Annotated in this window: 18 protein-coding genes; 6 read left to right on the top strand and 12 right to left on the bottom strand. The window is 35.9% G+C overall.

Annotated elements, in window-relative coordinates:
- Positions 1 to 52: 52 nt before the first annotated feature.
- Together MHB48_RS09670 and MHB48_RS09665 are read right to left on the bottom strand one after the other, a co-directional pair.
- Complete coding sequence (locus MHB48_RS09670; protein ID WP_342601227.1) at positions 53 to 469, bottom strand: SRPBCC domain-containing protein; 417 nt, start codon at positions 467 to 469, stop codon at positions 53 to 55.
- On the bottom strand, positions 466 to 792 hold the full coding sequence (locus MHB48_RS09665) for a metalloregulator ArsR/SmtB family transcription factor (RefSeq protein WP_342601226.1): 327 nt from the start codon (positions 790 to 792) through the stop codon (positions 466 to 468). The genes MHB48_RS09670 and MHB48_RS09665 overlap by 4 nt, the downstream gene beginning before the upstream one ends.
- A gap of 1472 nt (positions 793 to 2264) precedes the next feature.
- On the opposite strand from MHB48_RS09665, the gene MHB48_RS09660 reads away from it, so the two are divergent.
- The 3 genes from MHB48_RS09660 (at position 2265) to MHB48_RS09650 (ending at position 5449) form a co-directional block, all read left to right on the top strand.
- Positions 2265 to 3356: a CotH kinase family protein gene (locus tag MHB48_RS09660; RefSeq protein WP_342601225.1), complete on the top strand. Its 1092-nt coding sequence runs from the start codon at positions 2265 to 2267 to the stop codon at positions 3354 to 3356.
- Positions 3357 to 3614: 258 nt separating this feature from the next.
- Positions 3615 to 3995 carry a YmaF family protein gene (locus MHB48_RS09655; RefSeq protein ID WP_342601224.1) on the top strand — a complete coding sequence of 127 codons (381 nt, stop codon included), beginning with the start codon at positions 3615 to 3617 and terminating at the stop codon, positions 3993 to 3995.
- A 488-nt stretch (positions 3996 to 4483) separates the two neighbouring features.
- On the top strand, positions 4484 to 5449 hold the full coding sequence (locus tag MHB48_RS09650; RefSeq protein WP_342601223.1) for a DUF2268 domain-containing putative Zn-dependent protease: 966 nt from the start codon (positions 4484 to 4486) through the stop codon (positions 5447 to 5449).
- 135 nt (positions 5450 to 5584) lie between these two features.
- Here the strand turns inward: MHB48_RS09650 and MHB48_RS09645 are convergent, their stop codons facing one another.
- From MHB48_RS09645 to MHB48_RS09620, 6 genes are all read right to left on the bottom strand, one after another.
- Positions 5585 to 6004 carry a GNAT family N-acetyltransferase gene (locus MHB48_RS09645; RefSeq protein WP_342601222.1) on the bottom strand — a complete coding sequence of 140 codons (420 nt, stop codon included), beginning with the start codon at positions 6002 to 6004 and terminating at the stop codon, positions 5585 to 5587.
- Between the two features lie 455 nt (positions 6005 to 6459).
- A complete protein-coding gene (locus MHB48_RS09640) occupies positions 6460 to 7575 on the bottom strand; it encodes an endospore germination permease (protein ID WP_342601221.1) in 1116 nt (371 codons plus the stop codon).
- 367 nt (positions 7576 to 7942) lie between these two features.
- The gene (locus MHB48_RS09635; RefSeq protein WP_342601220.1) at positions 7943 to 9064 is read right to left on the bottom strand and encodes an endospore germination permease; all 1122 of its coding nucleotides are present in this window, start codon (positions 9062 to 9064) and stop codon (positions 7943 to 7945) included.
- Between the two features lie 33 nt (positions 9065 to 9097).
- Positions 9098 to 9331, bottom strand: coding sequence for a hypothetical protein (locus MHB48_RS09630; RefSeq protein WP_342601219.1), 234 nt, complete (start codon positions 9329 to 9331; stop codon positions 9098 to 9100).
- 2 nt (positions 9332 to 9333) lie between these two features.
- Positions 9334 to 10524, bottom strand: a complete 1191-nt coding sequence (locus MHB48_RS09625; RefSeq protein ID WP_342601218.1) for a Ger(x)C family spore germination protein — start codon at positions 10522 to 10524, stop codon at positions 9334 to 9336.
- A gap of 2 nt (positions 10525 to 10526) precedes the next feature.
- Entirely contained in the window at positions 10527 to 12146 is a 1620-nt protein-coding gene (locus MHB48_RS09620) for a spore germination protein (RefSeq protein ID WP_342601217.1), read from the bottom strand.
- 940 nt (positions 12147 to 13086) lie between these two features.
- On the opposite strand from MHB48_RS09620, the gene MHB48_RS09615 reads away from it, so the two are divergent.
- The gene (locus MHB48_RS09615) at positions 13087 to 14310 is read left to right on the top strand and encodes an IS110 family transposase (RefSeq protein ID WP_342598100.1); all 1224 of its coding nucleotides are present in this window, start codon (positions 13087 to 13089) and stop codon (positions 14308 to 14310) included.
- 179 nt (positions 14311 to 14489) lie between these two features.
- Positions 14490 to 14891, top strand: coding sequence for a hypothetical protein (locus tag MHB48_RS09610; RefSeq protein ID WP_342601216.1), 402 nt, complete (start codon positions 14490 to 14492; stop codon positions 14889 to 14891).
- Between the two features lie 225 nt (positions 14892 to 15116).
- On the opposite strand, the gene MHB48_RS09605 is transcribed toward MHB48_RS09610, so the two are convergent.
- Positions 15117 to 15716, bottom strand: a complete 600-nt coding sequence (locus tag MHB48_RS09605) for a hypothetical protein (RefSeq protein ID WP_342601215.1) — start codon at positions 15714 to 15716, stop codon at positions 15117 to 15119.
- A 157-nt stretch (positions 15717 to 15873) separates the two neighbouring features.
- Positions 15874 to 16062: a hypothetical protein gene (locus MHB48_RS09600; RefSeq protein ID WP_342601214.1), complete on the bottom strand. Its 189-nt coding sequence runs from the start codon at positions 16060 to 16062 to the stop codon at positions 15874 to 15876.
- Between the two features lie 343 nt (positions 16063 to 16405).
- Here MHB48_RS09600 and MHB48_RS09595 point away from each other — a divergent pair, with 343 nt between their 5' ends.
- Positions 16406 to 16663 carry a hypothetical protein gene (locus MHB48_RS09595; protein WP_342601213.1) on the top strand — a complete coding sequence of 86 codons (258 nt, stop codon included), beginning with the start codon at positions 16406 to 16408 and terminating at the stop codon, positions 16661 to 16663.
- Positions 16664 to 17078: 415 nt separating this feature from the next.
- Here MHB48_RS09595 and kdpC read toward each other — a convergent pair whose 3' ends face one another.
- Both kdpC and kdpB read right to left on the bottom strand, forming a co-directional pair.
- Positions 17079 to 17717, bottom strand: a complete 639-nt coding sequence (gene kdpC / locus MHB48_RS09590; protein ID WP_342601212.1) for a potassium-transporting ATPase subunit KdpC — start codon at positions 17715 to 17717, stop codon at positions 17079 to 17081.
- 13 nt (positions 17718 to 17730) lie between these two features.
- Positions 17731 to 19797 (bottom strand): potassium-transporting ATPase subunit KdpB, encoded by a 2067-nt coding sequence (gene kdpB / locus MHB48_RS09585; RefSeq protein WP_342601211.1) that lies wholly within the window; start codon positions 19795 to 19797, stop codon positions 17731 to 17733.
- Between the last annotated feature and the right edge of the window lie 10 nt (positions 19798 to 19807).

Raw genomic sequence — 19807 nt, 5'->3', positions numbered from 1 at the left:
AAAGAGCACAATTCTTGTTACGGAATTGCGCCCTATTGTTGAAAAAGCGTTTTTACAGTTCTGCTAAAACTTTTTCGAGCTGTTCACCCATTTTCATCCAAGCATATTTAGCTCCCTCGATAGCTCCCTCACGTGCTTTTGTTTCTTCACTAAATCCAGTTTGATCGAAATGTAGATGTATAGTTCCATCTGAACCTTCTTTCAAAGTCCATGTAACAGTAGTGCTTTCTCCGGCACTCACCCAAGTGTAAGAAAGTTTATTAGGCTCTTCCACTACTAATACTTCACTATCTACAATTCCATTCCACCATTCATTTGGCTCAGCTCGGAATTGAAATTTATGTCCGACGATTGGTTTAAAGTCATTATTCCATATCCATTTTGCAAGAGTATCCGAATCTGTTAATGCGTTCCACACTGTATTGATTGAACTTGTAAACTGAAAATCTAATGATACATCTGATTTCATTTTTTTTCCTCCAATAAAAGATTTAATTTACCAATTCTGTCTTTCCAGAATCCTTCGTAAAAAGATACCCAATCTTTAATTTCCCTTAAGGGGGCTGCATTTAGTCGATACCTTGTTTCTCTACCAACTTTACGATCAGCAACTAGACCCGCTTCTTTAAGTATAGCCAAATGTTTAGAAACAGCAGTACGCCCCATTTGAAATTGAACGGTTAATTCGTGAAGTGGTAACTCTTCCGCATCTGCCAACAAACGAAGCAATTTCCGTCTTGTTGGGTCAGCAATAGCCACATAAACATCACGTTCATGATTTATATCGTTCAAAATCACCCACCCCTTTATAAATTGGACACCAATTGGTGTTATTATTATATGACACTAATTGGTGTCCTGTCAAAATTTATTTTATTCATAAGGCAACCATTCTATACATTTGTCATTCATATCTTTATTTTAATATCCTTATACATTCATTTGGCCCAATACAAAAAGTCGCCTTCTTACATGGAATCATTTGTTTCCCACTGTCCTTATTTTTATTGTTTATTTAACTAACATGCCCCGTTAGCCACTCATGAAGACCTGCTTCACCACAAAATTTGCAAGAAAATTACGTTCTTCCATGGTAGTTCAAAAAGAACATATCAAACCATTAAGTTAATGAATAATTGGTTCTAGATGCCAATTATGAGTGGCTGTAGAAGAGGTGATTTACGGAACAATCAAAATCATTTCACACAAAGATTTCGAACATGGGTTTTAGTCTAAGCCTTTTCGTTCATTATACATAGCCTATATTATATCCTAGAAAAGGAGTTAAAAAATGGAAGGTACAATGCGTTTTAGTGGAGGATGGTAAATGTTTTTCGGTTTTCCTAGATAAATAGGAGGATCGCCTGACGGTCCCTGCCCGTTAAAGTGAAATCTTTTTCGAATTTCTGGTTTGAACGGAAAAAGTGCATATACTACAGTGATTTAAACAATTCTGATAGATTATGTGTAATTCACAACAATATCAATTCATCTAGAAGAATATACATACAAGAAAAGATCAGACAGACCCCCCCCAGCCTACCTTTCATTTTTCATTCAACCTTGGATTTTGATAAGAATAACACGAAAAAAAGTTAACTAGTAAGAACTAGTTAACTTTATAATACAGACGCATTCAAAAGTCCATTGAAGAACATTAAGTGACATACTCTTCAGATAGCGATAAATCGCCTCGAAGTTTTTTAAAATAATAAGTCATTCCAAAAGGAGTTCCTTCTCGTACATCGTTTGTTTCGTGAAGTTCGACGTCTACTGCTCGTGCGTCGTTGGTTTCGCGAAGTTCTACGTACTCTGCTCGTGCGTCGTTGGTTTCTCGAAGTTTGACGGACTCTGCTCGTGCATCGTTGGTTTCGAGAAGTTCGACGTATATTGCTCGTGCGTCGTTGGTTTCGCGAAGTACGACGATTCCTACTCGTGCATCGTTCGTTACTAAAAGGATCCTGGTGCATGAAGTGACCTAGCCCTGTGTTGTTAGCCCGATATACTGCATTCTGTATAAGTGACATGTTCAAACCTCCTTTCATCTTTATTAAAGAAAGAAGGTAAATGATTATTCTTTTTTCAAAAAAAATCAACCAGTGCTGTTGCATTTTTCTTTCCCTTATCGCAATATATGAGATTGTACTTAATATGTTAGAGACAATCGTATAGTTTTCGAAAGTATAAAATAATTTTGTATCTTTCTGCGGCATCTTACAATTTTGTTTCATACGAATAATTTAAAATGAAGGGAGAGAATTCGCGTGGATAACGGCATAAAAATACCTGAATATCAGCTTTTTATTCATCCTTTAGATTTAAGTGAACTTCGGAAAGATATTTGGTGTGACGATCCTATATCTGCCAAGCTTACGATTAACAAAAGAAAGTATGATATTGATATCGCCTATCGTGGCTCCCATATCCGAGATCTTCGAAAGAAGTCATATCACATTTCGTTTTATAAGCCAAATACGTATAGGAATGCCAAAGAAATTCATATCAACGCAGAATATAAAGATCCTTCTCTATTAAGAAATAAATTATCGCTCGATTTTTTCAATGAAATAGGGTGCTTATCGCCAAAGTCCCAATTTGTATATTTGAAATTGAATGGAAAAAATGAAGGGCTTTATTTGGAATTAGAATCAGTGGATGAGCATTTCCTTACGAATCGACAACTACCGCAAGGACCAATATTCTATGCGGTTGATGGCGATGCTAACTTTTCGTTAATGAGTGATCTTGATAAAGAAGTTAAGAAATCACTTAAAGCTGGCTATGAACTAAAATATGGGAAAGAATCTGATGAATTTCATTTACAAAACATGATCATTGAAATTAATACTATTTCAAAAGCGGAATTTGAAAATGAAATTGTGAAATACCTCAATGTTGATAAGTATCTCCGTTGGTTGGTTGGCGTTGTTTTCACCCAAAATTTTGATGGTTTTGTTCATAATTACGCACTTTACCAGAATAGCGAAACAAGGCTATTCGAAGTCATCCCGTGGGACTACGATGCAACATGGGGAAGAGATGTAAATGGGAGAGTGATGGAGGAAGACTATTTACGAATCGAAGGATTTAATACGCTAACCGCAAGGATTCTCGACGTGAAAACATTTCGACGTCAATACAAAAATTTGCTAGAAGTTATTTTAAACAACCAATTTAATGTAGACTTTATGAAACCAATAATACAAAGTATGCATGATTTAATAAGACCTTATATACAAATAGACCCTTATAAAAAAGACGATATCCATTTATTTGATCAGGAACCGGAGTATATATTGAATTTTATTGAAGCAAGGTCGAAATATATAAGGGAGAAATTAGATACATTAGATTAAGTTGTTGCATCATCCTACAAACCCCTCTATCTATTTGGTTAGGGGTTTTTGTTCCCCCTATTATTTTTAAAAAACATTCAACCTTTATTACGCATTTCCTTCTTTAACAAAAAAGCGCCAAACCTTCTTAAATCAAGGCCACCGAACTTGTGATCATCTCCTAAGAGGACATTGTACTACTCTCATTTTTAATACAATTTGTAACCTTATTTATCTCAATTACATAAATTATTGAAATTGGCAAAAGGAGTTGTACATTTGGAAATACCTGTTTCAGGATTCATGTATCATTCTGACGATTCGGATCCTCAGCATTCCCACCAACTATTTATCACTTCATGGGATGGTAGACCTGTCCCTGCCCATGTCCATGGATTTAGAGGCGTAACTTCTTTTGAAGCGGGACATAATCACATGTACGCTGGAACTACGGAACCAGCACCAAGTGGAGTCCAACACACCCATCAATACTTTACCTTTACATCTGTGGACGATCAACATCAACATGAAATTCGTGGAGTTACTGGTCCATCTATTTCCCTTCCTAACGGCGGTCATTATCATGAGTTTAGTGGAGTTACTACAGTAAACGGAATGAATCCTCATAGACACAATTATAGCGGGAATACTAGTTTATAAGGTTAGTTTCTTGACTCCTAATTTATAACTAAAAGAATCTTTCTAACCATTCATTTTCTTTTAATAGATACATCATCTTAAAGCCAGATTTATGAAAATTTGGCTTTTTTTCATATTTTCTTTTTTTAATAACCTGCCCCTTTAGCCATCCATGAGACCTACTTCAGCACAGAATATAGAAGAAAATTACGTTCTGCCATAGTAGTTTAAATGTAACAATTCACAATGAATTGCCGAAATCTACTTGATGTTTCGGACGTAAAAATAGAGCATCGAAATGATAGTCTTGATTGACTAAAGCCTCCGTTAGTTGAATTAGATAATTTAATTCAACTTGTTTGTCTTTACTTCATTAGTCTTTAGTGAATTTTTTCCGATAGTTGAAACTTGTCTTCATTCATACCGTATTTATATTACTGCATCCATTATTAGATTCAATAGTTAAAATTATGTGGAGATAAAAGAGGTTCTTTGAGAGGAGTAATAAAATGAAGAGAATAGTTGGCTTGGTAATCTTTGTTTCAGTATTATTTGCAAGTTGTTCTGATGACATAGTGCAAGATAAAGAGGAAGAAAATAATCTACCTTCCCAAAAAGAAGTTAGTTTTTCATATGAAGGAAAGAATTTTAAAATAATTCCATTTTATGAGGAAGTACTTGAGTACACTGACTATGTTAAAAAGAACCCATCTGAAAGTAACCCAGGGGCATATGTGGAAAAAGTGTTAAAACCTCTTAAGGAAAAATCCTCGTTAGATTTACCTTTGGAATATCCTTTTACAGCTTCTACCGAGGTTGAACAGTTTGAAAAAAATACGGTTCAGCTCCTTCAAAAACAAGAGCAAATAAATGAGTTAATACAAGAAGCACTTATAAAGTCAGCAGAACAACTACCAGGTGGAGATAAAAACATATATATTATGCCTCTAAGACCTGAAGACAACTTTGCCATTAGTAAAATGGAGGGAGTAAATGGAGTAACATATAACGATAAGGATATATTCATCCAGATAGACACTTCCATTAGTGAAGATAAGTTAAAATATCTTGTTGCACATGAATATCACCATGCAATTAATATTTTAGCAAATGGTGAGAGGGCTTTTTATACTGTTTTAGACATGATTCTTTCTGAAGGAAAAGCAGATTCCTTTGCCCATATTGTCTATCCTGAAATAAGTGCTCCATGGACTGAACCGTTATCAGAGGAATCTACAGCAATCGTTTTAGAGGAGCTAAGGAAAAACGCTGATTCGACTTCTGTTAAAATATATAAAGATTTCTTCCATGGGAATTCAGCAAAAGGAATACCATTATGGTCAGATTACAAAATAGGCTATGAAATTACTCAAAGTTATATAGAGAATAACCCAGATACTTCAATCTCAAAATGGACAAGACTTTCTTCTAAAGAACTCCTTCAAAATAGTGAATATAATAATTTATTAAAGTAAAAAAGCTATATTAGCCATCCATGAAGCCCAGCTTCCCCACAGAATATGAAAGAAAATTACGTTCTTCCATTGTAGTTGAAGAACAATAAAGGCTGTCTACTAAATCATCACATTAATTGAATAACTCAGAATTACTTATATTGATTTAAAGTAAATTATCTCTGGATCTCCTTCGTCTAAATTTTCAACAAATCCACTTTGGATAAATCCATTTGCTCTAAATACCTCTTGCATTCTTTTATTTGACTGATTGGTTGAAGAGAATATTTTCTTAGTTGGCGATATGCTTATAAAATACTCCATAAGGGATGTTGCATATCCTTTTCGTCTTTCAGTCGGTTTAATTATTATCAAGGATATAAAGCTACAATCAAAGAAGTGAGTATCAAAAATTAAAAAGCCTACAATTGAGAACTCGTTTTTAACAACTATACACCTTTCTTCCTCAATAGCTTTTTTTATGTATTTTCGTCTGCTATCACTACCAGTTACTACTCTATCAATATTCACTATTTCATCTACATCGTTTAATTGAGATTTAATCAAAAATTCCATATTAAAGTTCCCCTTCTTGAAGTAAAGCTTCCGTTAGTTTTAGTACATTCCTTCACAATCTATCATATAAAATTCCATATATCTGAGTGGAGATAATAACATCGTTTAAATTTCTAAAGGCGAATAGTTCATAATCGTCCCCGATTTTATAGTAACATTTTTTTAAACTCGATAAATTTTCTTCAATAAATAAAGCATTTTTTTCAATTACAAGATGTACTTTAATATCTTCCTTCACTTTATTCAACTAAACTGCCTTTTTATTTATTATACCTACCTCTGCGTGTAGCACTTGTAATTAGTTTTCTTGGAGAAGTTTTTTATCAATCTTCCAAGTTAACTTTACTTTCGTTTCTCACTAATGCACATATTTTATAGAAAAAAAGCCGAATTCCACATTTTGAAAATCGGCTTTTTTCTATAAAAATGATAATTTATTATACCATTCTTTACACTTAAGAACTTTCAGGATCTTTTTTCAATTGTTTTTTTCGTATGGCATATACGACTACCAGTAAAAGAGGTAAAAAAAGTCCGATTAATAATGATAAGGATTTACCCGTTGTACTGTCAAATTTTTGTTGATAGATGACGTTAGGAAAAATCACGATAGAAAGGACAACGGCAATCATGCCTAACGGTAATGTTATAGGGCGGTAATCTTTCAAATTTAGAATTTGTGCCATCCCTAAAACGGAAGCGTAAAAATAAAGAATCGTCTTAAAGTAGAGAGAAATAATCCAAAGCGTGGACATCAACCCCTCAATACGCTGTACAAAGTTCCCGATATTTATCCTTTTTGCTAATTCATAACTAGGATACATCTGTCGTGTAGTATCCGCAGCACCTAATACAGAAATACTTAAAAATGTAAGGACGATGATGATGATGCCGCCTATTAAGTTTCCAATTAAAAAAATTTTTTTAACTTGTTTCATTTTGTTAATACAGGAAGGAAAAATCATTAATAAAACAATGGCATTAACTGAAGATATTGCTACATAAAATAAGGATGATTGAACGATCTTTTTTGTACCCATCTCAAATACAGGCTGTATGTTTTCAAACTTGATGTCAGGTGAAATAAATACCACTAAAATGAGAAAAAGAATGAAGAAACCGACAATTATGATTTCTGCGGAACGCGCGATGGTTTCCAATCCAAGACGGACTCCCATCACCACTATCGCCGCCATAAGAAGATTAAGAGCTACCATTGGAGTATTTGGCAGCGTATGGATGTTTAGGAATGACCCACAATAATATATAAGTTCTGAGGTAAAAAGAAAAGAAATGAGTACAAACAAAACAGAAAAGGTTTTACCTACCCATTTTCCAAATACTTTTTCATTGATTTGGATAAAGGTGAGGTGAGGGAACCAAAGAGCTATAGTGATGAATAGCCATATAAACAATAAACCGATTCCCGTACCAATTATAGCGGAAATCCAAGCGTCTTGTTTCGCGCCGGCTGCTAATACTGATGGTACAGTTAAGATGCTCGTACCAATCGTAAAAAATATAACTAAAATTAGAAATTGGTACGAATTTATTTTAACGTTTTGTATCATTTCAAATCATGCCGTCCCCTCCATTAGGTTCTTTTACTTCAACAAAAGAGCAATAACATCATTACGCGGTTTAAACACAAAAAAAGAAGAGTTGAAAAAACTAGCAACTCTTTTTTATACTTTTTTCCAAGAGAGGTGGAACTTCAATCAACAGAATGGCAGCTGCAAACAAAAGTATTCCTATACTTATCCGAACTTTTTCCAAGTGTATCTTTTAGAGTCTGAATGTTTTGTTGAAGACTAGTTTTTAAGGCATCTTTTTGATTGGTATCCACCTCGTGAATGAGTAGAGGTTTCACGGGCTAGTTGATAATTAATATCCTTCTGGTCTTCAAAGGCCCCTATTTACTGATTAATCGAATCAACCTTACACTTTGGAACTTTCAGGATCTTTTTTCAATTGTTTTTTTCGGAGGGCATATACGACTACCAGCAAAAGTGGTAAAAAAAGTCCGATTGATAATGATAAGGAATTACCCGTTGTACTGTCAAACTTTTGTTGGTAGATGACGTTAGGATAAATCACGAGAGAAAGGGCAACAGCAATCATGCCTAACGGTAATGTTATAGGGCGGTAATCTTTCAAATTTAGAATTTGTGCCATCCCAAAAACGGAAGCGTAAAAATAAAGAATCGTCTTAAAGTAGAGCGAAATAATCCAAAGGGTGGACATTAACGCCTCAATACGCTGCACAAAATTCCCAATATTTATTCTTTTAGCCAATTCATAACTAGGATACATCTGTCTGGAAGTATCAGCAGCACCTAATACAGAAACACTTAAAAATGTAAGGATGATGATGATGATGCCGCCTATTAAGTTTCCAATTAAAAAAGATTTTTTAACTTGCTTCATTTTGTTAATGAAGGAAGGAAAAATCATTAATAAAAAAATGGCATCAATTGAAGATACTACGACATAAAATACAGATGATTGAATGATCTTTTTTGTACCCATTTCAAATACAGGCTGTATGTTTTCAAACTTGATATCAGGTGAAATAAATACCACTAAAATCAGAAAAAGAACGAAGAAAACGATAATTAAGATTTCTGCAGAACGCGCGATGGTTTCCAATCCAAGACGGACTCCCATCACCAATATCGCCGCCATAAGAAGATTAAGAATGACCATTGGAGTATTTGGCAACGTATGGATGTTTAGGAATAACCCACAATAATATATAAGTTCTGAAGTAAAAAGAAAAGACGTGAGTACAAACAAAACAGAAAAGATTTTACCTACCCATTTTCCAAATACTTTTTCAATGATTTGGGTAAAGGTGAGGTGAGGGAACCAAAGAGCTATAGTGATGAATAGCCATATAACCAATAACCCGATTCCCATACCAATTATAGCGGAAATCCAAGCGTCTTGTTTCGCGTCGGTTGCTAATACTGAAGGTACAGTTAAGGTGCTCGTACCAATTGTAAAAAAGATAACTAAAATTAGAAATTGGTACGAATTTATTTTAACGTTTTGCATCATTTCATTTCATACCATCCCGTCCATAAGTTTCTTTTACTTCAACAAAAGATCAATAACATCATTAAGCGGTTTAAACACAAAAGTTAGTAAATCCATTGGATTCGGAATAGGTTTTCCAAATCCTTGTGGAATACTTATCCCAACCCCAATTGCAAGAAGAATTGAAAACACAAGTAACTCTTTTTTATATTTTTTTTCCAAGAGAGGTGGAACTTCAATCCACAGAATGGCAGCTGCAATCAAGAGTATTCCTATACTTTTTATCATGATTATTTATCCTTTATCTCTTCTAAGAAGGAATTAGTTATTGTACCCGTATGTTGAAGTTCCATGACAACTTTAACATTCACTGTTAAGTTAGAAAATTCCTCATCCCAGTTTTCTTTCATCTTATTCCACTCTTTCGGATTGGATCGATGAATGGCTTCACCAAATCCAAAAATATCTGTTTCATATTTGTTTTGAACAGTGTTAATGGTATCGCTAATGATCTCTTTCAAATCCTTTTCGTAAATTTTCTCTAACTGGTCAATTGTTTCTGGTTTTGTAAGATCTATTTCACATTCTACTTCCCCTACATTTCCCTTTACCTTAATATTGACATCCACTTCGGCCTTTCCTTTGTTTATTTTACCTTTAACATCAGAATTGAATTTAATAACCTCTATAGTGGCTTTTCCCTCTTTAGGGCACGATATTGTATTTACTGTTGTTTTTACTTTGTTGGTGATATCGTTATACCCCCTACTTTCACGTTCAGTTAACCATCCAACAAGTTTATCTTTTTTAAAAACAGCAAAGTTATCATATCGAATTCGAGCAGAAGGAGTAATCGATTCTACATTCTGTTTGCTTGGCCCTATTTCTTGGTCCCCCGTTACAAATATCCCCGTTAACACAGCCTCCTTGCCATCACTTACAAGATCTGCAACTAAATCATCTAATGTAACTCCACTCGTTGATGCAAAAGCCTTTTCTGACGTTTCAAGAGCATTAATCATTTTATTGGCTGGTATAGCTTCTATAGTTGTTGTAACATTCAGTATTTCTGCCGCTGTCATATCTTTAGCAATAGCAATATAAAAATCATATCGAAGTTCCCTGTCCCTAAACATTAACTCTAATGAATCCGCTATACCTTCCTTAGCTAATTCCTCACCTATCACAAGCATTCGAAGATGTCCAGGATATATTTTACGAGGCGAGTCCCTTGTAAGTTTTCGAATTGCTTCATAAACCGTATCTCCTTTTGCCTGAAAGAGTGTTACCGGTGAGCGCCCTAAACCTCCTTTCATAGACAATTCCGAAGGTACAATCACTTGAGTGGTAACCTGGTATTCATCTTCAACTTTATCGATTCCTATTGCCATCGTAATAGCGAGTTCATTTAATTCCCGCCGGTCCCAACACCCCGAAAGAAAGAGGCTGAGAATTAGGAGACCAAACATGCACTTTTTCATCGTTAAACCCCTTCATACTCCTTATTTTTTGGTGGTGCTGGTTTTGCAGCGGCTGAATCTTGTTGCCTGACCCTATTTTGTTGATTGATTAGGCGAGGTCGAGTAACCAATTTCCATATAGGCAAAACAATAAACGTATCCTTTTGATCAGAAACATTGAATGGAGCTAACGGAGTCATATAAGGTACGCCAAAAGAACGTAAACTACATAAATGGAGAATAAGAGCAATTATACCTACCGTAATTCCAAATAAACCAAACGTAGCAGCTAACGCCATAAATACAAAGCGCAGCACCCTAACAGCAATCGCTAGGTCGTATGAGGGCGAAACAAAACTAGATATGGCGGTTATTGAAACGACGATTACCATCATAGCTGAGATTATGCCTGCTTCAACCGCTGCTGTTCCAATAACAAATGCCCCTACAATAGACATGGCTGAACCGATGGAGCGTGGCATTCTTACGCCTGCTTCGCGCAAAATTTCAAAGGTGACTTCCATTATGAGCGCTTCAACAAATGCCGGAAATGGGACACCTTCTCGCTGAGCTGCCAGACTAATTAGGAGTGCAGGAGGTAGCATGGTTTGATGATAAGTTGTGATCGCAATAAATAATGCAGGTGCTAGCAGAGCAATTGCGAATGCTACAAACCGAAGGAGTCGAACAAGACTCCCAATAACTGTACGCACATAGTAGTCTTCAGCAGACTGGAAAAATTGAACGAATAATGCTGGAACGAGTAACACAAATGGTGTTCCATCTACTAAAATAGCTATGCGTCCCTCAAGTAGTGCTGCAGCTACTACATCCGGACGTTCTGTATTATAAACGGTAGAAAAAGGTGAATATGTTGAATCTTGAATTAATTCCTCTATATTTCCACTTTCGATAATTCCATCAATGTTTATTCGATCCAAACGTAAACGGACTTCTTTTACTATTTTGTCATTTGCAATGCCATTGATATAGACTAGGGCAATGTTCGTTTTCGTACGTGTTCCAATATTTTTTGACTCCATCCAAAGGTTCGGATCTTTAATTTTCCGACGAATTAAGGCCGTATTTACACGCAAATTTTCAGTGAATCCTTCGCGTGGTCCTCTAACTACCGTCTGGGCCGATGGTTCAGTTACAGCACGTTCTACCCAATGCTTATTGGAAATGCTTAAACCTTGGGCATATCCGTCGATTAAAATAATGGTTTCCCCCGACAAAAGGCTGGTAAAAAGATCGTCAAAATTAGTTATTTCTTTAATTTCTCCTACTGTCAGGGCAACATCTTTTAATACGCTAATAAGATTTTGATCAGGAGAAGTTTTTTTCTGTAATTCAATCCCCTTGATATCTAGCATGAGCGTTTCCAAAATAAAGTCTTGTAATGAAGGGGTATCGGTTAATCCGTCTGTATAAATAATACCGGTTTTAATGGTTCCTTCATTTCCAATTCGAATTTCACGAATGATAATATCCGAACTTTTTCCAAGGGTATCTTTTAGAGTTTGTATGTTTTGTTGAAGACTAGTTTTTAAGGCTTCTTTTTGATTGGTATCTACCTCTTGACTCGGTGAAGGGGTAGATGTATTTAACTCTTTTATATTTTTATTCTTTAAAAACCACATAGTCTCCCTCTCTCTTTTCCTGTATTAACTTTTTATGGTACCAAAAAGTCTTTTCTACTTTCATATATATATAAGATAGGAAAAATCGCTTACTATTACCGCCTCTGTTGGTTAAATATGGCTATCTATAATATTAAGTATTAACTACTTCAGTTTTTTTATACGTTCAATATAGACCCCCTAGTCGATAATTGAAAACCAAACACTGGTATATTAATAAAAGGGTGCAAGGAGTGGACAAAGTTTAGTACATTGGAGACATAAATTTGAGTACATAGAATTATTTATCTTCTCAAAACCGCACCATTTCAATCCTGAGCCGTTTTGAGATGCAAATTTGAAGAAATTAAAGAATTTCTATAAGTCTTAACTAAAATTATTTTGCAGAGATTGCTATACATTTACCACAAGTCAGTTTTTTTCTTCAAATACTAATCACCAACTATAAAGTTGTTCTTTTTTGCTCTTATAAACATACATAACACCGTCCACAGAAGTGGACGGTGTTATGTATGTTTAATTATTCGTGTAATTGCAGAATCACACTTTCAATATGTAAGTTTATTTCCCTTTTTCAAAAAAGAAGCATGGTCCATTTTCTTGCGACACAAATCCTGAAAAAGAAGAAAAGGGACAAATTTCGATCCTATTTAAGTCTTATTGAAGTATCGCTAACCGTTAGCCATCCATGAAGCGCAAAATCAGCGCTTCACCACAGAGAATGAAAATGGTGAAAAACCGTCCATACTGATTCTACGGCTGGGAGAGGAAGGTCGATGAACTATGGTGCCTTAGAGCCCATCCGTTAGTCTGACTCCAACGACCACGGTGCACCACTGACTGTCGCTCCCTTACAGGAAGCACACATGGTAGATTAATCCTATTCTGATTGTTGCACCAGCCTCCAATAATATTAAGAGCCGTAGAAAGGATGTTTTCAATGGATATAGTCATTGAAAGAGCATGTGGTATGGATGTTCATAAGGACAATATAACTGCATGTATTATCACACCAGAAGGAAAGGAGATTCAAACGTTTTCAACTAAAACTGTATTTTTAATACAGTTGGTGGACTGGATTAAACAGCTGAATTGTACGCATGTCGCCATGGAGAGCACGAGTGTTTACTGGAAACCTATTGTGAATTTATTAGAAGCTGAAGATATTGAGTTTCTAGTTGTGAATGCCCAGCATATGAAGGCAGTGCCTGGACGTAAAACAGATGTGAAGGATGCAGAATGGATTGCCAAACTACTCCGCCATGGTCTTCTCAAAGCTAGTTATATTCCTGACCGTGATCAACGGGAACTACGTGAACTTGTTCGCTATCGTCGGAGTATTATTGAAGAACGTGCCAGACAGCATAATCGGATTCAAAAGGTATTGGAAGGTGCGAACATTAAGTTAGGTTCTGTTGTTTCAGATGTGTTGGGCGTTTCAGCAAGGGATATGCTTCATGCGATCGCCGAAGGCGAAGATGATCCTGAAAAACTTGCAAATTTTGCTCGACGAACAATGAAAAAGAAGAAAGATGAACTGGAACTCGCCCTTAAAGGTTATATCAATTCACATCAACGTCTTATGTTGAAAACCATTTTAAAGCATATTGATTTTTTGACGGAGCAAATCGAGATGCTCGATCAAGAAGTGGCGGAAAGAGTAAGCGCCAATAAAGAAGATGTTGAACGACTAGATTCTATTCCTGGCATTGCTACAAGAATGGCGGAGCAAATTTTATCTGAAATCGGAACGGATATTAAGAATCAGTTTCCAAGTGCAGCTCATATGTGCTCTTGGGCAGGATTAGTTCCTGGACATAATGAAAGTGCGGGAAAAAGGAAATCAACTAAAACCAAAAAAGGAAACAAATATTTGAGATCAGCATTAACAGAAGCAGCTCATTCTGTAAGAGGTTCCAAAAACTATCTCGGTGCTTTGTATCGTCGTACAGCAGCAAGAAAAGGTAAGAAACGAGCAGGAATTGTCGTCGCTCATGCCATGTTACGCATCTCCTATTATCTCTTAACTCGAAAAGAAATGTACGTAGACTTAGGCGAAGACTACTTTGATAAAAAGAGACAACAGTCAATTGTTCGACATTCCTTACGAAGACTTGAGAGTTTAGGATACACAGTTACGTTACAAGAACCTGAAGCGTCTTAATCCAGTCCACCTACCTACAATAGTTCAATGAATTACGCGCTCTCCTTTTTTTTTAACGAATGAGCTGCGTCTTATTAAGTATTGCCTTTTTCCCTAAATTACAGAAGTTTATTTTCATGGTAGTTGAATAACGTATAGCAATCCTCATAAAGTAAATACTACCTATTGAGGTGAAATCAATGTTATTAAAATTATTTCTTGCTTTAAATATCTTAACAGCATTTCAATCACTTATAAGCGAAGATACCACTTCTCAACCACCCAGACCTGAAATAAAAAGTATTAACACAGTGTATGCTAAAGAAGGAAACTGGGTATCCATACCAAATGGGACAAAGAAAATTACATTTCATGTTGAAGCAGAAAATACGGAAACTGTATTATTTTGGTTGATTCCAACAGGTACTCAAACATGGACAGAAAGAAAACTCATTGGATACGATATTCAAGAAAATCAAAATGATAATAACTTTTCTTTAACATGGAATATTGATAAGCCCTATCTACATGAGCATTTACATATTCAAGCAATAGGTGAAGGAATGGTAGCGAATGACTTAATCAATTTATCAATGGACTAAAAAGTGGGTGCTTCATTAAGAAACTGCCTCTTTAGTTGAATAAGAAAAAAGAGCAGTCTAAACAGCTCCATGATTTTCATGTAAAGCACCCCGTTAGCCATCCATGAAGCCCTCCTTCACACAGAATATGTAAGGGAAATACGTTCTTTCATGGTCGTTGAATAAGCCAAATAAAAGGTGTTAATCATTAATAGATCAACACCAACATGTGACTTTACGATAATATTAATTTAAATCCTCATTATCCTTGCTTCGAACAATAATTTTATAAGGTAATTCCTCAACATATAGTTCTTTTATTTTTTGCTTTATTATTTCATCTACATATTCTTCAATCTGCTCTATCTTTTCTAAATTAGAGGTACTTTTATTATCTTGTAAATGAGTTTTAATAATAATTTGCAAAGGTTCTGGGGAGAAGGAATAGGCAAACCCTCTGTATTCCTCAAATTCTTCTTCCGTCTTTTCGTAAATAGCTTTGAAAATTGGATGCCATTTTTCGTCTCGCAGTTCCTCCTCACTTTTTGATCGAATTAACACATTAAATGACACATTTGTATTTGAATAAACAGCATCTTGTATACGTTTTTGAACTTCCTCTATTTCCACACTGGTTAGCTCTTTCTCATCCTGTAAAATAATTTCGATCCTTGGATTAGAATCTGCTGGATTAATCATTACCGCGACACTACCAATCCCCTCCAACTGTAATGTTTCAGATGTGACTGAAGAAGCAGCTTCAACTAGTTCATTTAAATTTTGGTCTGTATCCGAACAAGCAGTTAATATCATTACTGTAAATAATATGGTATGTATTTTTTTCACTTACTTCCCCCATAATTTGTATAAATTACTTAGTAAAGCAACCCAATCATCTTTAACTAACGCCTCCGTTAGCCATCCATGAAGCCTGCTTCACCACAGAATATGGAAGAAAATTACGTTCTTCCATGGTAGTTAAGTACCAAATCCGTTCGTTCATTTAAAACGGTCCACTTTGATGGTTATACCGTCCAACTTCTCGTGGAGCATCTGCTTCCGCCGAATTCTGGTTGAAAGTCTTTTCCTGTTCTTTGAAATTATATTTCCGTCCAGTTAGAAAATCCACAAGATAAGTACCTATAAGTAGAGCCGCAATGGAACCCCAAAAAATCCACATCCCCCAATGCACTCAGTTCCCTCCCTTTTCATTTCAACCATCGCTTCCATCTCCCTATTCCCTTCAAGAACGGCAATACATTATAATACGTTAATCAATCCCAAAAAGATTCAATAATTCCTTTTTTTAGAATTAAAATCAAAATTTTGTTTCCAACGACAATTTAATGACTGGATCACTGTTGATGAATAAAATTGCTTAAGTACTTATTCAACTAAACTGCCCCGGTAGTTGAACAAGCAACTTCTCTTCTATTGCACATTATGGCCGAATTGTGCATTTACGTGTCTCTTTCACAAAATAATACTGAATGCATAAAATGTTGGAAAAGGTATTTTGACTGGAGGATAAAAGCTTGAATAATAAAAATAATAACAATGGACAAAATAGTCCAAGCCTCCAAACAGGAAATCAGTCCGCTGTGCTTGCAGTGATTGGTTCAGCAATATCTACACTTGGCGATGGAATTTCTACAATATCAGCTATACTGGCTTTAGAAGAACAACAGCAAGCGAATAGTAATAATAACGATAATAAAGACTTGCAAAAACAGATTGACTATTTAACGGCTGAAGTAAAAAAACTCAAAAAACAATTAGGTTCAAGGAAATAACAGATAAAATATTAACTAAGGTATATCCCTTATTTTATTTGTTGATAATGCTTTACACTGAACCGAAAGCAGTCTGGGAAGCACTGTTGACTAGACGTCGGTATAGGTTCTTATTCTTGGAGGACTCGGTTTTACAGTCATATTTGATATTCATCTGAAAAAGTCGTTCTTCTCTCACATTGTTTTTCTTGCTTATGAAAACGAAAAAAGTTCCTTATCGCTATCCATACGATTAAGTATTTACAGGATTAGTATTGAGAGCCCATTGACCATTGTCGATGGGCTTTAAATACATCTATCAAAATTATTATTGAAGGAATGCACCCCCTTGTTAAACAAAGAATTTCAATTATTTTATTGCTACCTCTTCTCGTTATACCAAGTTAAAAGTTTTACAAATTCTATATTTTGCGATTCATCTTCCCTTCGTTTTTTTTAATATATCCAAGTTCGTTGCTAGGACGTTGACTTTATCTTCTCCCATTACACCTAACACACGGCTCTCCGTGTTTGCTTTTATAATTCCCTTCACTTCCTCAACAGAAATCCCGCTTGCCTTTGCAACACGTTCTATTTGAATTTGCGCTGCATCCACACTAATATGTGGATCTAGACCGGATCCAGAGGCGGTCATCAAGTCAGCAGGAATTTCTTCTCGCTTCACTTTTGGATTAGATTTCAGAAATGCCTCAATATCTGCTTCTATTCGTTTTTGCAGTTCTGGATTAGACGGAGCGTAATTGAAAGTGCCTGAGCTAACACCACTATAGGCTGTTTCACCATTTTCATCTGGCACCGTATCCTCTTTTGTATAGACATTGTAATTCACAGAAGATACGCGACCCCAGAAATACTCAGGTGCAGTAAATGCTTGACCTAATTTTTCTGATCCTACAACTTTACCATCCACCTCTATTAAACTACCATTTGCCTCGTGTTTAAAAAATGACTGAGCAATCCCTGTGACTGCAAATGGGTATATTAAACCACATAAAACAAACATGACTAAAGTGACCAGCAGTGCTTGTTTAGAGTTTTCAAAAAATCCCTTCATAAAGCTTTCCCTCCTATAGACCCATCATGTGTAAAATTGGCCCAATAATTAAATCAATTATTTTAATACCAATAAATGGAGCGATAATACCGCCTAGTCCATAAATTAGCAAGTTCTTACTTAATAATTTGGATGCACTCATCGGCTTGTATTTTACTCCCTTCATAGCAATTGGAATTAGCATTGGTATAATGATCGCATTAAAAATCAATGCAGAGACGATAGCGCTTGTTGGTGAATTCAGCATCATAACGTTTAGAACGCTCATTTCTGGTACTGCCACCATCAACATTGCTGGAATAATAGCAAAGTATTTTGCGACATCATTCGCAATACTAAATGTCGTGAGAGCACCACGAGTCATGAGCAATTGTTTTCCGATTTCCACAACTTCGATAATTTTCGTTGGGTTTGAGTCCAAATCCACCATATTAGCTGCTTCTTTTGCTGCATTTGTCCCAGAATTCATCGCTAGCCCTACATTTGCCTGCGCAAGGGCTGGTGCATCATTTGTACCATCACCAGTCATTGCCACAATCTTACCAAGTGCCTGCTCATCTTTAATGACCTTTATCTTATCTTCTGGCTTACTTTCTGCGATAAAACTATCCACGCCTGCTTCTTTTGCGATGGAAGCGGCAGTAAGTGGGTTATCACCTGTACACATAATTGTTTTAATGCCCATTGCACGAAGCTGTTCAAAACGTTCCTTTAAACCAGGTTTCACGACATCTTTCAAATAAATGACACCTAAAATTTTATTGTTTTCCGTTACAACTAGAGGTGTTCCTCCTACTATTGATACTTGATGGACTAGCTCCTCTAAATCTTTAGGAATAGGATGACCAGCAGCAATACTTTCCTTTTTAATCGTATCGTAAGCACCTTTACGAATTTTAGTGCCGTTTTGCATATCAAGCCCACTCATGCGTGTTTGCGCTGAGAATGAAATGTGATCGCTCGTGTTAATAATCATTTTTTCATCAGCAGTATCCACGTTTAATTTGTAAGCGAGTGATAAAATAGATTTCCCCTCTGGTGTGTCGTCAGTCAGTGAACTTAGCCATGCAGCTCGTATCAGCTCTTTTTTATTTACTCCTTTCACAGGTGTAAATTCAGATGCCATACGGTTACCATAAGTGATTGTTCCTGTTTTATCCAAAATCAATGTATCTACGTCACCGCATGCCTCAACAGCTCTTCCTGACATAGCAATTACATTGAACTGTGTTACACGATCCATCCCCGCAATACCGATTGCAGATAATAGACCTCCAATAGTCGTTGGTATCAAGCAGACTGTCAGTGCAATTAGCGTTGCTATCGGAATATGCACGTTTAAGTAAGTGGTCATCGGATAAAGTGTCACTACAACTAGTAAGAAAATAATCGTTAAACTAACTAATAGTGTGTTTAGTGCAATCTCATTTGGTGTTTTTTTACGACTTGCTCCTTCGATAAGGGTAATCATTTTATCTAAGAACGATTCGCCAGGTAATGATGTGATTTCTATTTTCAGCCAATCACTTGTAACAGTCGTACCACCTGTAACAGATGAAAAGTCGCCACCACGTTCTTTCACGACAGGAGCTGATTCACCAGTGATAGCCGACTCATCGACTGTTGCAATCCCTTCTAATACTTCTCCGTCGTTTGGGATGACTTCCCCGGCTTGCACTAAGACGATATCTCCTTTTGTTAGCTCGTGTGCTTGTTTCATGACCTCAGATCCGTCAGGAAGTAGTACACACGCCTGCGTCACTGTTTTTGTTTTCTTTAATGTCTGTACTTGTGCTTTTCCTCGTCCTTCTGCAATAGATTCAGCAAAGTTAGCAAATAAGATAGTGATAAACAGGACAAAAGCTACTATGGCATTATAGATACGATCATGTTCACCTGCTCCAGCATCCAACATTGTCGGAAAAATAGTTAGCATTAGGACAAATATAAACCCAATCTCTACTACGAACATAACAGGATTTTTTATCATATATACCGGATTGAATTTCTTGAAAGCCCCTAAAATAGAGCTCTTCATAATATCACGCGTTATAAAACTTTTCTTTGAAGCAGTTTCCATTATTGTCTCT

It is taken from the genome of Psychrobacillus sp. FSL H8-0483 (assembly GCF_038637725.1).
Taxonomy (GTDB): Bacteria; Bacillota; Bacilli; order Bacillales_A; family Planococcaceae; genus Psychrobacillus.
The sequence above is the reverse complement of the archived record's forward strand: the minus strand, read 5'-3'. Positions and strand labels throughout refer to the sequence as shown.